Raw genomic sequence first — 14,923 nt, 5'->3', positions numbered from 1 at the left:
AAAGGGAGATTTAATCTCCCTTTTTCTTATTTACTTTTCTTTCGGTTCAGGTGGCGTCATCCCAAACTGTAAATACGCCATGTTGGTGGCAATACGCCCACGCGCAGTTCGCATGGCATAACCTTGTTGAATTAAATATGGCTCAATCACATCTTCTAAAGTGCCTGAATCTTCAGCCATGGCAGCAGCTAGGGCTTCAATACCTGCTGGACCACCATCAAATCGCTCAAGCAGCATGCTTAAATAACGGCGGTCGAGGGTGTCTAAACCATCTTTATCAACATTGAGCATATCTAATGCACGTTGTGCCATGTCTTGGGTCACTTCGCCTGTACCTTTCACTTGCGCATAGTCACGAACTCGACGTAATAGTCGGTTGGCAATACGTGGTGTGCCACGAGCGCGACGCGCAATTTCTGCCGAGCCTTCATGGGTAATTGGCACATCCATTAAGTTGGCAGAACGCGTCACAATATGAGTTAAATCTTTCACCGAATAAAACTCTAAACGTTGCACAATCCCGAAACGGTCACGTAGTGGAGACGTTAATAAGCCTGCACGAGTGGTGGCTGCGACAAGGGTAAATGGCGGTAAATCCAATTTAATTGAGCGGGCTGCTGGACCTTCACCAATCATGATATCGAGTTGGTAGTCTTCCATTGCAGGGTACAAAATTTCTTCAATAACTGGTGAAAGACGATGAATTTCATCAATAAACAGTACATCGCCTTCTTCAAGATTGGTCAGCATAGCAGCCAAATCACCTGCACGTTCTAATACAGGTCCTGAAGTCGATTTCAAGTTTCCGCCCATTTCACGCGCAATAATATTGGCCAGTGTGGTTTTACCCAGCCCAGGTGGACCAAAAATCAAGGTATGGTCGAGTGCTTCTGCACGACCACGTGCGGCACCAATAAAGATTTCCATTTGTTCGCGTACCACAGGTTGACCAATATAGTCATCTAGTGAAGTTGGACGGATGGCGCGATCAATATGATCTTCGGGTTTTTCGGAACCACCGATGAGACGGTCTTGCATAATGGGTGAATAAATCTCTGGCTGAACTTTCGAGGCACAGCCTCAAATTATGATTTATGGTTAGGTGCCATTGTGTAGGCATTGCCTTACTTTTGAAAGATCAAAATGAGGACTTTAAAATATATTTTAGAGTCCGCAAGTAAATCTTGTGTTGGATTGAGGATATGTCCTTATATCCCAATCCAACATGGCGACATCCTTGTCGCCTTCGTGTATCGAATTTAGGTGTATTGGAGTGTCTATTTGAATTATTTATTCATCGACTTAAGTGCTGCACGAATGATATCGCTTGCTTCAGTAAAATCGCCTTTTGCCGCACTCACCAATTTCTGGGCTTCTAAGGGTTTATAACCTAAAGATTGTAAAGCCGCTTCGGCTTCGGCAACGGCAGAGTTGCCTGTAAATTGGATTTGTTCCGTGGTTGAGTTGCTTGGTACTGAACCTGTAGACATGGCTTTAAAGCGATCACGTAATTCAATCATCAGGCGTTCGGCAGTCTTTTTACCGACGCCAGGGACTTTGATCAAGGTATTTATATCTTCATGTTCAACCGTATGAATCAGCATGTCTACGCTTAGCGTTGAAAGAATACCCAAAGCCATTTTGGGGCCGACACCGTTGACTTTTAAAAGAGTACGGAAAATGATTTTTTCTTGTTGATGTAAAAATCCGTACAATAATTGTGCATCTTCACGTACTGCCAAATGTGTCCATAACGTGACTTTTTGTCCTTTTTGTAATTGGCAAAATGTCGATAAAGGTGTGTCAATCTCATAGCCAACGCCGTTGACATTTAACAGTACTGTTGGGGCTTCGAGGGCAAACACTTCGCCAATTAAACATCCAATCATTTTTAAAACTTCACTATTTGAGGTGTATACGGTTGCCAGTGGTTTAAGATTACTTATTTAAAAAGTATGTTTATCTTTAATTTGGGTTACATCAAACCAGATTTATTGCCTTGCAGTTCTTGCGAAAGATTATAAGCCTGATGATCGGAAAACTTTGAAATAATATCCAGTACTTGCATAATATTTTCATAATGATTGTTGCCAAAACGCGCACCTGAACGCTGCAAAATGGTAAATAGGCGTTGTTCTTTAAAGCTTAAGGTTTTGTGCGGTGTAGTGAGGGGAATAAAAGCATCTAAAATATTCTGTAAACTTTGATGGGCGATAATTTCCAAACCTGCTTTTTGTGGGTGTTCAAAGATTTTATCGCGTGCCAGTTCTTTAGCACGGTTAATTCCCAACTCAATGTCTTCGGAACAATACTGCAATAAGCTGCCTTTGAGCTGTCCAGTCAGAATTTCATAATGATGTTTGGCAAAGGCGGTAGTCACCTCATCAACTAAACGTTTCATCACCCGACCACGCAATGCGGCAATTTTTTGCTGCCAAGTGGTATCCATCGAGAGTTCTGCAGGCTTGCCATAGTCCGCAATTAAATCAAGAAAAATGGGTTCAACTTCTTCATAACTCAACATATTCAGAATAATGCCATCTTCTAAATCAATCAGGGCATAGCAAATATCGTCTGCGGCTTCTAATAAATAGGTTAGTGGATGACGGCAATAACGATCTTTTGCCAATTGAATGAGCCCAAGTTGTTCGGCAATTTGCCCCAATATTTCTTTTTCAGATTGATAACAACCAAATTTGGCTCGCATGCTGGCTGGGGTATTGCCTTGTTCGGCAATGGTTTTGGATAACCATGGATATTTTAAATATGCGCCTAAAGTGGCATAGGTTAAACGCATGCCCCCATCATTAGGATGATAGTCAATTTTGGTCAGTAAGCGTAAACCTTGTGCATTACCTTCAAATTGACGCACATCAGCTTCTTCTTCTGGAGTGAGTTTTGCCAGAAAGTTGCCGTGTGAAGCATCATCAAACCATTCACGAATGGCGTATTCTCCTGCATGTCCAAAAGGGGGGTTGCCAATATCATGTGCTAAACATGCAGCTTGAATGATGGCACCAACATCGGCAGGGGAAATCCAGACAGGGAGTTCGTCTTTTATTTTCTCAGCCGCCAGCATACCCAATGAGCGACCTATACACGATACTTCAAGTGAATGCGTGAGGCGCGTATGAATGCCATCATGTTGCGTTAGTGGGTGGACTTGAGTTTTACGATTGAGCTGTCTAAAACTTTGCGAAAAAATAATACGATCATAATCTTTATGAAAAGGGCTTCGTGCTTGTTCTGTACTTTGTTTTTTACGACCAATGCGAACTGTGGAAAGCAGTTCTAACCAACGCATTTGTTCCATTTATTATGTTTCATAGAAGGATTGCTTAAATCATGCCAAAAAATATTGGGTTGCACTAGAGCAGTGCGACACGATTTGTCGGTTGCAATGTAAATAAAGAAGCGTGGAGGTTTAAATTGAAGGGTAGAGGATTGAAAAGGAATTTTGATTGTTTTTGAGCAACAACGAATTTTTTTATGAAAAAATTCACACTATTTCAGCTTGAGTAGTCAATCTAGTTATTTATTTTTAAGTCATTTTATCTAAAAAAGCGTAATAAAGCGGTTGTAAATGAAATTCTTGCAGGATTAGGTTACATAATCAGGGTTATCCATCTAGCTGATTTGACCTTTTCACAGTAGAATATGTGACTCTCTTCAAAGTCACATTGCGGTAAAGTTCAAAAGACTTGCCCGTGGAGCCAAAATCAGCATGTTTATCGTGGCCGGTGCACCAGCACATTCTTCTTTTAAGAAAACTCAACTATTATCACGTCTAGCGTCAATTAGTTCTGTTCAATCAATAGAAAGCCAATGGGTCTATCTGTTTGACCAAGCGCTCAACGAGCAACAGCAGCAATCTGCCTTACAATTATTAAATGATGGTGAAGTTTTTCAAATTCGCCAAGCATCGAATGATGACGTCCAAATTTTGGTGACACCTCGCGTGGGTACAATCTCGCCGTGGTCTTCTAAAGCGACGGATATTTTTGCCAACTGTAATACCCCGATACACCGCCTTGAACGCGGTGTTTTGTTTACTTTAAAAGGTATTTCTGAAGTATCGAATGAAGTAAAGCTGGCTTTACATGACCGTATGACAGAGAGCGTATTCAGCAGTATTGATGATGCTGTGGCATTATTTCAAGAAACTGCACCAAAACCTTTAAATTCAATTGATATTTTGGGTCAAGGTAAACAGGCACTGGTACAAGCCAATTCGGAATTTGGTTTTGCGTTGTCTGATGAAGAAATTGATTATTTAACGGCTGCTTTTAACAAGCTGGGTCGTAATCCGCATGACATCGAACTAATGATGTTTGCTCAAGCAAACTCAGAGCACTGTCGTCATAAGATTTTCGGTTCTGAATGGACGATTGATGGTGAAGTACAACCATTGTCATTGTTCCAAATGATTAAAAATACCTATAAAGAATCACCAACGGATGTTTTGTCTGCTTATAAAGACAATGCATCAGTCATTGTGGGTTATGACACACAACGTTTCTACCCGAAAAAAGATGAAGACACAGGTCACTATACGTATAAGTATAAGAGCCAAGCTGCTCACATCCTGATGAAAGTGGAAACCCATAACCACCCAACAGCAATTGCACCATTTGCAGGTGCTGCAACGGGTTCAGGTGGTGAAATCCGTGATGAAGGCGCAACAGGTCGTGGTGGTAAGCCGAAAGCAGGCTTAACAGGCTTTACTGTATCGAACTTGAATATTCCTGGTTTTGAACAACCTTGGGAAGAAAACTACGGCAAACCTTCACGTATGGCATCGCCACTTCAAATTATGATTGAAGGCCCATTAGGTGGTGCTGCGTTTAACAACGAATTTGGTCGTCCTGCGTTAAATGGTTATTTCCGTACTTTCGAACAGAATGTAAACGGTGAAGTGAAAGGCTTCCATAAGCCAATCATGATTGCAGGTGGTTACGGTAATATCCGTCCTGACCATGTAGAAAAAGATGCGATTCAACCGGGCGACTTACTCATTGTTTTAGGTGGGCCAGCGATGCTGATCGGTCTAGGCGGTGGTGCTGCATCATCTGTAGATAGCGGTACGATGGGTGAAAGCCTAGACTTCGCTTCTGTACAACGTGAAAACCCAGAAATGGAACGCCGTTGCCAAGAAGTGATTGATACTTGCTGGCGCATGGAAAATGAAAACCCAATCGTTTCTGTACATGACGTCGGTGCGGGTGGTATTTCCAATGCTATGCCTGAGTTGGTGAATGACCATGAGCTCGGTGCGATTCTAGACCTTCGTAAGATTCCTTCGCTTGAATCAGGTATGTCTCCAATGGAGATTTGGTCAAACGAAGCGCAAGAACGTTATGTACTCGCGATCAAACCAGAATCTTTAGCCTTGTTTGAATCAATTTGTGCGCGTGAACGCTGCCCATTTGCTGTATTGGGTGAAGCGACTGAAGCTCGTCAATTGACTGTAAACGACCCATTGTTCGACAACAAAGCAGTGGATATGCCAATGCAAGTCATGCTTGGTGGTACACCACGTATGAGTCGTTCATACGAAACGATTGAACGTAAGGGCGATGATTTTGATGCTGCTCAAGTGGACTTGAAAGACGCGATTTTCCGTGTATTAAAGAACCCAACAGTTGCATCTAAATCATTCCTGATTACCATTGGTGACCGCTCGATTACGGGTATGGTTGCGCGTGATCAGTTGGTAGGTCGTTGGCAAGTACCTGTTGCAGATGCAGCAGTAACAACCACCAGCTTACAAGGTTATACAGGCGAAGCGATGGCAATGGGTGAACGTCCACCTGTAGCGTTGTTAAACCCTGCGGCATCTGCGCGTTTAGCAGTTGCAGAATCAATTTCAAACATCATGTGTGCCAATATCGAGCAGATCAGCGACATTAAGTTGTCTGCGAACTGGATGGCAGCAGCAGGGCAAAAAGGTGAAGACCAAGCCTTGTTTGAAGGTGTGAAAGCCATTGGTATGGAAATGTGTCCTGCTTTAGGGATTGCAATTCCTGTTGGTAAAGACTCACTTTCGATGCGTACGACTTGGAATGACGAAGGTCAGGATAAGGCTGTAACCTCTCCGATGAGTGGTGTGATTACTGCATTTGCACCTGTAAATGATGTACGTAAAACCTTAACGCCTGAATTGAAAAATACTGATTCTGTATTGGTTCGTATTGATTTATCTAAAGGTCAATTCCGTTTGGGTGGTTCGATCCTTGCGCAAGTCTATAAAGCGATTGGTTCCGTTACTCCAGATGTTGACAGTTTTGCGGATTTCAAAGCTTTCTTTGATTTAGTCCAAGACTGGAACAACCGTGGCTTAATTCAAGCTTACCATGACATTGGTGATGGTGGTTTATTGGCAACTGTTGCGGAAATGATGTTTGCTTCACGTTTAGGTGTAGCACTAGAAAATCAATCTACAGCAGCGTTGTTCGCAGAAGAAATTGGTGCAGTGCTTCAAATCAGTACTTCTGACTGGGCGACTCTTGCAGACGAAGTTGCAGCATCAAGCTTAAAAGATGCCATCTCAGTTGTGGGTTCAGTCAATAACACAGATCAGTTAACGATCAATGGTTTGACTTTGCCACGTGTTGATTTACAGCAAGCTTGGGCTGAAGTCTCTCACCAAATTCAACGTTTACGTGATAACTCTGAAACTGCTGATCAAGAATTTGCCTTAATTGCAGACAATTCACATCAAGGTATCATTGCACAGCCTACTTTTGATTTGAATGAGCCAGTTGAAGCGCCGTTTATTAATTTACGTCGTCCAAGTATGGTGATTTTGCGTGAACAAGGCGTAAATGGCCAAACTGAAATGGCGGCTGCATTTGACAAAGTTGGTTTTAATACCGTCGATGTGCACATGAGTGATTTACTTGCAGGTCGTGTTGATTTAAATGACTTCGAAGGTTTAGTGGCTTGTGGTGGCTTCTCTTACGGAGATGTCATGGGTGCTGGCGGTGGCTGGGCAAAATCAGTTCTATTTAACCCACGCTTACGTGATCAATTTGAGAAATTCTTTAACCGTCAAGAAACATTCACTTTAGGTGTGTGTAACGGTTGCCAAATGATGTCGCAACTTGCACCGTTAATTCCTGGTGCAGATGCTTGGCCACGTTTCCATCGCAACACTTCAGAAGTGTTTGAAGCACGTGCAGTGAACGTTCGTATTGAAAAGTCACATTCTGTATTGCTTGAAGGCATGGAAGGTTCGATTCTTCCGATTGCGGTTGCGCATGGTGAAGGTCGTGTTGTTGCAAGTGCAGAAAAATTGGCTGCCTTAAATGAAGGTAACCAAGTGACTTTACGTTATGTCGACAGTCATGGTAACCCAACTCAGCACTATCCATTAAACCCGAATGGTTCTCCAGAAGCGATTACAGGTGTAACGTCTAAAGATGGTCGTGCAACCATTATGATGCCGCACCCAGAGCGTAATTTCCGTGCGATTCAGCATTCTTGGAAACCTGAAGAGTGGACTGAAGATGGTGCATGGTTACGTATGTTCCGTAATGCACGTAAGTTTATTGGTTAATCCATAACACATTAAAAAAGCCACCTTCGGGTGGCTTTTTTTTGCCTAGATATTAATGTTGTAAATGCTGTTGCATAAATTGATCAACTTGACGGGTATAGTCGTTATTTTGACCCAAGTTCCGATTAATTTCGGCGTGAGATAAGGGTAGAGGCAAATAGGCTGTGGTCGTGCCTAAAGCTTTGGCTTGTTGAACAAATGAATGCGCTTGTACACAAGATTGATCAGGACGAATGGTGGAGCAGACCGCCAGAAAAGCAGGCATCGAATGTTTTAACTGAACTTTGGGTGAAACTAAACGCCAGTTTTCTTTAGAAGGCCCAAAAACACGATCATAAAATTGAGCGTGTTGATTGGACATGGTGGCTTCTAAGTCATAGCCAGCACTATCTAAGGCAATCGTTGCTTTCCATGGTTTGGGAAAGTTGGAAATCCATTCTGGGTGAGTAGAGAGTAAGGTGACCAAATGTGCACCTGCTGAATGTCCCATAATCACGATGTTTCGATTATCAGCCTGCCAATTTGAGGCATTCTTTTGCACAAAATTCAGTGCATCCGCAATATCTTGTGTCTGCTGTTGCACGGTGACTTTAGGGACTAAGCGATAATTCACTGAAATTACCACCCAACCTTGCTGATTCCAATAGGTCGCTTTATGTTGAATCAAACCTTGATGAGACTTATCTCCAATACTCCACGCTCCACCATGTACAATCAATAAAATGGGTGCAAGTTTTTGATTTTTTAGGTTTGAGTGATTGGACTTCGGGAGATAGACATCTAATTTTTGTAATGTATCTGATCCATAAGAAATATTGTGAATTGTATTTTTTGGTCGAAAAATTTCAAGATTTTGAAAGAAATTGGCATAGGTTGTTTGCGTATTTAGAAATACGAACAGACAGAAAGTGGCTAGGGGAGCTATACGTTTCATTGTTATCCAAATTCTTTTTCTTCTTTATTTTAACATTGCTGTAGATGTGTTTGTGTGACTTTAAAACAGAATAAGAATAACGATTGAATAATTTTAATCGTGTCAGGATCTAAAAAGTTGGTGTAAAATTTGCTTAATAAATAATCTAAAAAATATGTTTCTTTCTTTTTAGCAATAAAACTGTATTGGAGATAGAGAATGATAAAAACAGTAACTTATCCGAATAAGATCGTGCTAAAACAAAAGGGTTGGAAGTGGTTCGCTGTTGTGGTGGGGCTGCAATTAAGCCTGATACTCGTATATACAATTGCACAAAATCTATAAGGTTTAAAATAAGACTTTTAGAGCCATAAGATATGGCTCTAAATAGGTGGTAGATTATGAGTTGTTATTTTGATATTCAGTAATGACTTCTAAAGCTGCACGAAAGGCTTCTTGTGTCGCGGGCGCGCCGCAATAGGGCAAGCTATGTAATAACACTTCCTGAATTTCTTCAACTGTTGCACCATTGTTGAGTGCACCGCGGACATGTCCTTTCAGTTCAGTGGGACTTTTGAGTGCAGTTAAAAAGGCAAGGGTAATTAATGAGCGATATTTACGAGGTAACACACCTTCACGTTGCCAAGTCGAGCCCCAAGCATGCTCATTAATCCAATCTTGTAACGGTTGAGTAAAAGGTACGGTATTGTCTTGGGCACGTTTGACAAAACTTTCTCCCATGACTTCGGTACGAACTTTTAATCCATTTTCATAATCTTGCTGAGACATTTGAGTCACTCTTCTTCATTAAAAAAGTGATAAAAGTTTAACCTTTTATCACTTTGATCTGTATGATTTTTTCGAGACTTGACAGTTAAGCGACAAGCTCAACGGCAATGGCAGTCGCTTCACCACCGCCAATACATAACGTAGCCACACCTTTGCTTTTACCCAAGCGTTTTAAGGCATAAATAAGAGTCAAAATAATGCGGGAACCTGAAGAACCCAATGGGTGACCCAATGCACATGCACCGCCGTTTACGTTGACTTTTTCAGGGTCCAGATTGAAAGCATCAATAGCTGCCATGGTCACCATAGCAAAGGCTTCATTGATCTCCCATAAATCTACATCTTCTACAGACCATCCTGCTTTTTTCAGGACTTTTTCAATTGCAGCCACAGGCGCAATGGTAAATTCTGAAGGATGTTGAGAGTTGGTTGCTGTAGCACGAATATGGGCCAGTGGGGTTAAACCACGAGCTGCCGCCTGTTCAGCCGACATCACCAACATGGCAGATGCACCATCTGAAATGGAACTTGAATTGGCTGCGGTGATGGTGCCATCTTTGGCAAAGGCAGGACGTAAGTTTGGAATTTTATCAATATTGGCATGAAACGGATTTTCATCTTGTGCCACAACAACTTCGCCTTTGCGGCTCGACACGGTCACGGGTGCAATTTCTGCTTGTAAGAAACCATTTTGAATTGCCGCTTGCGCACGAGTTAAAGAACGAATTGCAAACTCGTCTTGTTGCTCGCGTGTGTAGCCTTTTTTATCGGCCATTTTTTGTGCCAGAACCCCCATTGAAAGTCCAGTTTCTGCATCTTCTAGACCTTCTTGGAACATATGGTCTTTCACTTCGCCATGACCCATACGGTAACCTGCACGTGCTTTTGGCAGTAAATAAGGTGCATTACTCATGGATTCCATACCACCCGCCATGACAATTTCTGCATTACCTGCGCAAATGGCATCGGCAGCTTGCATCACAGCTTTCATACCTGAACCGCAAATTTTATTGATGGTGGTTGCACCAACATGGTCGGGTACACCCGCAAGACGCATGGCTTGACGAGCTGGAGCTTGTTTTAAGCCTGCAGGTAGAACGCAGCCCATAATCACTTCATCAATATCCTGAGCGGCAACGTTTGTGCGGTTTAAAGTCTCTTGAATAACGGCTGCGCCAAGTTCTGGGGCTGAAAGACTCGATAATGCGCCTTGAAAACTTCCCATTGCAGTTCGGCTACCAGCAACAATGACGATGTCTTTATTCATGTTTATCTCCGTGTATTTATATCTGTTCCGTTCTTGTTGAATCAAAATTAAAGCAGCCGAAGCTGCTTTAACCTATCTGATTTATGCGCTTACCGTTTCTTGAACGTTATCGACAATTAATGGTACACCAGTAACCGCTTGAATTTGTTCTAAGCTAACATCTTTCGCTAGCTCAATTAGTTTCACACCTTCAGGCGTAATGTCCATTACACCTAAGTCACTGATAATACGATTGATTACACCTTGGCCAGTCAGTGGTAGGGTACATTGTTCCACAATCTTAGGACTACCATCTTTGGCACAGTGTTCCATCAGCACAACGACTTTTTGCACACCCGCAACCAAGTCCATTGCACCGCCCATACCTTTGACTTTTTTACCCGGAATCATCCAGTTGGCAAGATCGCCTTGTGCTGAAACTTCCATGGCACCTAAAATGGCGATGTTGACATGACCACCACGAATCATGGCAAAAGATTCAGAACTTGAGAAAAATGCAGCGCCTTTGCGTGCGGTCACGGTCTGTTTGCCCGCGTTAATCAGGTCGGCATCTACGGTTGCTTCAGTTGGGAATTCTCCAATACCCAATAAACCATTTTCAGACTGTAACCAGACATTGATGTTTTCTGGAATATAGTTGGCAACCAGCGTCGGTAAACCAATACCTAGATTCACATAAAATCCATCTTCGAGTTCTAGTGCAGCACGTGCAGCCATTTCATTGCGTGTCCAAGCCATGATTAAGCCTCCTGCTTAATGGTTAATTGTTCAATGCGTTTTTCAGGGGTGGCATTCAAAATAATGCGGTTGACATAGATACCGGGTAAATGAATGTCATCGGGATCGAGTTCACCAATTTCAACCACGTGTTCTACTTCAACTACAGTAAATTTGCCTGCCATTGCACATTCTGGATTAAAGTTACGTGCAGTTTTACGGAAGATTAAATTACCTGCTTTGTCAGCTTTATAGGCTTTGACCAATGCAACATCTGCCGTTAATGAGTTTTCGAGAATATATGGCTTACCGTCAAAATCGCGTTGTTCTTTGCCTTCAGCAATCAGCGTGCCAACACCTGTTTGAGTGAAGAATGCAGGAATACCTGCACCGCCAGCGCGTAATTTTTCTGCCAGTGTGCCTTGTGGGGTGAGTTCAACTTCGAGTTCGCCATTCAAATATTGGCGTTCAAATTCTTTATTTTCACCGACATAAGATGAAATCATTTTTTTAATTTGTTTGGTCTGTAACAGTTTGCCTAAACCGAAATCATCGACACCTGCATTGTTTGAAATACAGGTGAGGTCATTTACCCCAGTTTGTTTGAGTGCTTCAATCAGCGCTTCTGGAATACCACATAAGCCAAAACCACCGACTGCAATCGTTTGTCCATTTTGCACGACATCTTGCAAAGCAAGTGTTGCATTTGAATAGAGCTTATTCATATCAACTTCTCTAAATCCCTTAGTTTGTATGAACTCATTATTAGCATTGCTCGTGCGTAGAATGAAGTTTAAATTTTCAAACAGTTAATCAGAAAAACTCAATAATGGGGTGGAAAATAGGCAAAATTCAGCATAAAAAATGGCGGAACCCTGTAATCAAATCAGATAGGTGAGTGAGGAGGGAAGAGAGAATAATTGTAATTGATTAATTTATATGTGATTTTTATAATTGTATTGTTTTAAGGTTTCGATAAACTGCGCTGTGATGTTAGAAATCTCAAAATTCTTTTTATAAATAATTCCAACAGGTTTAATTAGATCCTGATCTTGTAATTCAATCAGTACATTTTTTTCAGTATCGATAAATTGCTGAAAATGACGTGGAATTACACTGACTCCAATGCCAAGCGCAACAAAACTCGATAACGAACTGATTTGATGACACTCCACTTTTAAGTCCAATTGAATATCATTATTTTTGCAATTTTCTTCAATCAGATGACGCACAATCGAAGGCTGTTGCAAGGTCACGAAAGGATTGGCACAGAGATCTTTCCATGTAATTGAAGTTGCATGGGCTAAAGCATGTGCTTTGGGTAATAAGGCGAGAAAATCTTCATTGAATAGCGGTAAGAATTCAAGCATATCAATCTGTTGTGGTTCGAAACATATACCGAGTTCAAAAATACCATCGAGCACATTTTCAATAATTTTCTCATTGGTAATGTCATGAATAGAAAAATTAATATTGGGATGTAAGCTTAAAAAATTTTGAATCACGTTCGGCATGATTGCGTGTGTGACAAAAGGCATAGAGGCAATATTGAGCGTACCACGTTGTAATTTAAAACGTTGTTTCACATCTTTTTCCATATCTTCCCAGTTTGCCAATAGTTTTCTGGCATAAGGAATTAGGGATTTTCCCTCAAAGGTCAATTCTACTCGACGCGTGTTTCGCTTAAAAAGTTTTCCACCTAACTCTTCTTCTAGGGTTTTGATGGTGAGGCTTAAAGCAGATTGACTCAGGTGGAGTTCATTTGATGCATTGGCATAGTTCAAGCTGCGAGCGAGGGCTAAGAAGGCTTTTAGTTGTTTTAAAGTCATAAGTAGGTGTGTACTACAAGGGCTAAGCGAAAGATGAGGTCTGGCTTGATTTTGAGCCTTTTTCACATAAAATGCAAAAAACAATGAAGTTACAGATGATTAGATTTATTTATACTTTATTTTAACCTGAATCCTGCTTAAGCCATAGGTTCACTAACTTGAATCCTTGGTTTATTTTGATGACAAAACGGATAAGCACATAACGATGCATAAATCCCTGAAAAAGAACTTGCTGGGCGGTAGGTTTGACATTGATTGTCGGTATTATCAGTGCATTTTTATATGACTATCAACGTGTGATTGTACAGTTCAAAGAAGATGTGAATTACAGGGCGGGCTGTAGTTATGGATGGTGCATACACCACACAATAATAATACGTACAACTCAAGATACGGCTCTATCTAACCATAAAAGAATCGTTTTTCTTTAGATAGGGTCGCCGCTTTTTCCTTGACCAGTGGGAAACGACTGGTTCTTTTTAGAGGCGGAGTATATGCCCGCTTAGCTCTTTATTTCTCACTTTTAAAAAACAGCAACAGCATTGAAATTAAAGTTAATATGAAAATTACTGGCCAGATAATCAGTAAATCAATACGGATATTAGCGTTTGGTGATTTGAGTTGAACTAAAAATTCCCAGAGCGCATAAAGCAGCCATAAAATTGCGGTCAGTCCTAAATATTTCGCGCTATGCTGGTGGCTAAAATTACGTACGATTAAATAGCCGACAAAAAAAATACAGGCAATCCCGAAAATGGAAAGAGGCTTTGCGACCAATAAATTTGTTAGAAAATTCATATCAACCTCCTGTAAAGATTCTTATGTGCAAACTTACAGGACTGGGATGAGTGACATTTTGACCCGGAATTCTTTGGATCATACCTGAGTCTAGCATTTGAAGGTCTTTAAGTTTTAGGGGTGATTTAACTTATCGACACAGACCAATTCGCTCTAACTCACATGAGATCGAATCGTTTTCATTGGCTTAAATTATCCATGTATCCTTATCGTAACAAGTGTATGCACGGTTTGAATCTTGTCATTCTTCTTATCCTGTAGCGTATATAGATAGTTTATAATTTAGCTGATTTTTTAATCAATTGCCTGACGTATAAATGTGGTGATGAGTTGTAAAAAATGGTGAGCCGAAACAGGCAAGATATGTTGGATCTAAGAGAATGATGTTGATGTTGCAGATTTGAAAAAGGTGATTGCCAAATCACCTTCATTTTCATTATCAGTTATTTGCTAGGATTTTTTGACTCAAACTCTTTGAAATCGGCTTTGCGGATTTTGGCATGAATACCTTTAGTACGGTCAACCACCTGTGAAACTTCAAAATCTGTTGCGGCACTTAAATACGCATAGGCAGTCGCTTCATCAATACCGTATTCCTGATGTAAAAAACGGATTGCTTCACGGGTAGATTTTTTCATTGCTTCATCTAGATCCGCATCTAAACCCGGAGTAATCCAAAATTCTGCATTTTCAGCTAAAGGTTGTTTAATTTCTTGCCCCGGAATCTTGTCCTTACCTGCTTTCAACAACGTAAATTTGAGGGTCGCACGTGCAGATGCTTCCAATGCCGTCAGTGCAACTTCACCATCCCCTTGTGAGAAATGGCTGTCACCTGTGTAAAAAAGTGCACCTTTGACTTGTACTGGATAATAGGCAGTTGCACCCGCACCAAGCTCATTAATGTCAATATTTCCACCATACATTGAGACTATTTTTAAAAAAAGTGAGGTTAGCTCAATTTTTGAAAATAGGTGATGTTTGAAATTGAAAGATAAAATGCGTACAAATTTTCACCTTTACGTCTATTCTATTTGCTATGATCAAAAGAAATA

General features: G+C 41.2%; 12 protein-coding genes and 1 pseudogene. 2 read left to right on the top strand and 11 right to left on the bottom strand.

Translation table 11 applies throughout. The annotated features are described in order from the left end of the window. Positions 1 to 30 precede the first annotated feature (30 nt). From ruvB to M5E07_RS11105, 3 genes are all read right to left on the bottom strand, one after another. Positions 31 to 1,038 carry a Holliday junction branch migration DNA helicase RuvB gene (gene ruvB / locus M5E07_RS11115; protein WP_131263803.1) on the bottom strand — a complete coding sequence of 336 codons (1,008 nt, stop codon included), beginning with the start codon at positions 1,036 to 1,038 and terminating at the stop codon, positions 31 to 33. A 248-nt stretch (positions 1,039 to 1,286) separates the two neighbouring features. Then, positions 1,287 to 1,889: a Holliday junction branch migration protein RuvA gene (ruvA, locus tag M5E07_RS11110; protein WP_252219291.1), complete on the bottom strand. Its 603-nt coding sequence runs from the start codon at positions 1,887 to 1,889 to the stop codon at positions 1,287 to 1,289. A gap of 86 nt (positions 1,890 to 1,975) precedes the next feature. Beyond that, the gene (locus M5E07_RS11105; protein WP_252219289.1) at positions 1,976 to 3,313 is read right to left on the bottom strand and encodes a deoxyguanosinetriphosphate triphosphohydrolase; all 1,338 of its coding nucleotides are present in this window, start codon (positions 3,311 to 3,313) and stop codon (positions 1,976 to 1,978) included. A gap of 411 nt (positions 3,314 to 3,724) precedes the next feature. On the opposite strand from M5E07_RS11105, the gene purL reads away from it, so the two are divergent. Further along, a complete protein-coding gene (purL, locus tag M5E07_RS11100) occupies positions 3,725 to 7,558 on the top strand; it encodes a phosphoribosylformylglycinamidine synthase (protein WP_252219287.1) in 3,834 nt (1,277 codons plus the stop codon). A 52-nt stretch (positions 7,559 to 7,610) separates the two neighbouring features. On the opposite strand, the gene M5E07_RS11095 is transcribed toward purL, so the two are convergent. Then, entirely contained in the window at positions 7,611 to 8,492 is an 882-nt protein-coding gene (locus M5E07_RS11095; RefSeq protein WP_252219286.1) for an alpha/beta hydrolase, read from the bottom strand. Between the two features lie 198 nt (positions 8,493 to 8,690). Between M5E07_RS11095 and M5E07_RS16370 the strand changes: the two genes are divergently transcribed. Further along, positions 8,691 to 8,816, top strand: coding sequence for a KGW motif small protein (locus tag M5E07_RS16370; RefSeq protein WP_265735813.1), 126 nt, complete (start codon positions 8,691 to 8,693; stop codon positions 8,814 to 8,816). Between the two features lie 54 nt (positions 8,817 to 8,870). On the opposite strand, the gene M5E07_RS11090 is transcribed toward M5E07_RS16370, so the two are convergent. From M5E07_RS11090 to M5E07_RS11060, 7 genes and pseudogenes are all read right to left on the bottom strand, one after another. Next, on the bottom strand, positions 8,871 to 9,260 hold the full coding sequence (locus M5E07_RS11090) for a carboxymuconolactone decarboxylase family protein (protein WP_016167377.1): 390 nt from the start codon (positions 9,258 to 9,260) through the stop codon (positions 8,871 to 8,873). Between the two features lie 85 nt (positions 9,261 to 9,345). Further along, entirely contained in the window at positions 9,346 to 10,527 is a 1,182-nt protein-coding gene (locus tag M5E07_RS11085) for a thiolase family protein (RefSeq protein WP_252219284.1), read from the bottom strand. A gap of 81 nt (positions 10,528 to 10,608) precedes the next feature. Then, entirely contained in the window at positions 10,609 to 11,265 is a 657-nt protein-coding gene (locus M5E07_RS11080; RefSeq protein ID WP_252219282.1) for a CoA transferase subunit B, read from the bottom strand. 2 nt (positions 11,266 to 11,267) lie between these two features. Then, positions 11,268 to 11,969, bottom strand: coding sequence for a CoA transferase subunit A (locus M5E07_RS11075; protein ID WP_252219281.1), 702 nt, complete (start codon positions 11,967 to 11,969; stop codon positions 11,268 to 11,270). Between the two features lie 210 nt (positions 11,970 to 12,179). Further along, the gene (locus M5E07_RS11070) at positions 12,180 to 13,073 is read right to left on the bottom strand and encodes a LysR family transcriptional regulator (RefSeq protein ID WP_252219278.1); all 894 of its coding nucleotides are present in this window, start codon (positions 13,071 to 13,073) and stop codon (positions 12,180 to 12,182) included. A 510-nt stretch (positions 13,074 to 13,583) separates the two neighbouring features. After that, positions 13,584 to 13,871: a hypothetical protein gene (locus M5E07_RS11065; protein WP_252219275.1), complete on the bottom strand. Its 288-nt coding sequence runs from the start codon at positions 13,869 to 13,871 to the stop codon at positions 13,584 to 13,586. Positions 13,872 to 14,314: 443 nt separating this feature from the next. After that, positions 14,315 to 14,797 (bottom strand): annotated as a pseudogene (locus M5E07_RS11060) (acetamidase/formamidase family protein); the annotation flags it as partial. Positions 14,798 to 14,923 lie beyond the last annotated feature (126 nt).

This window comes from Acinetobacter tibetensis, assembly GCF_023824315.1.
GTDB lineage: Bacteria > Pseudomonadota > Gammaproteobacteria > Pseudomonadales > Moraxellaceae > Acinetobacter > Acinetobacter tibetensis.
The sequence above is the reverse complement of the archived record's forward strand: the minus strand, read 5'-3'. Positions and strand labels throughout refer to the sequence as shown.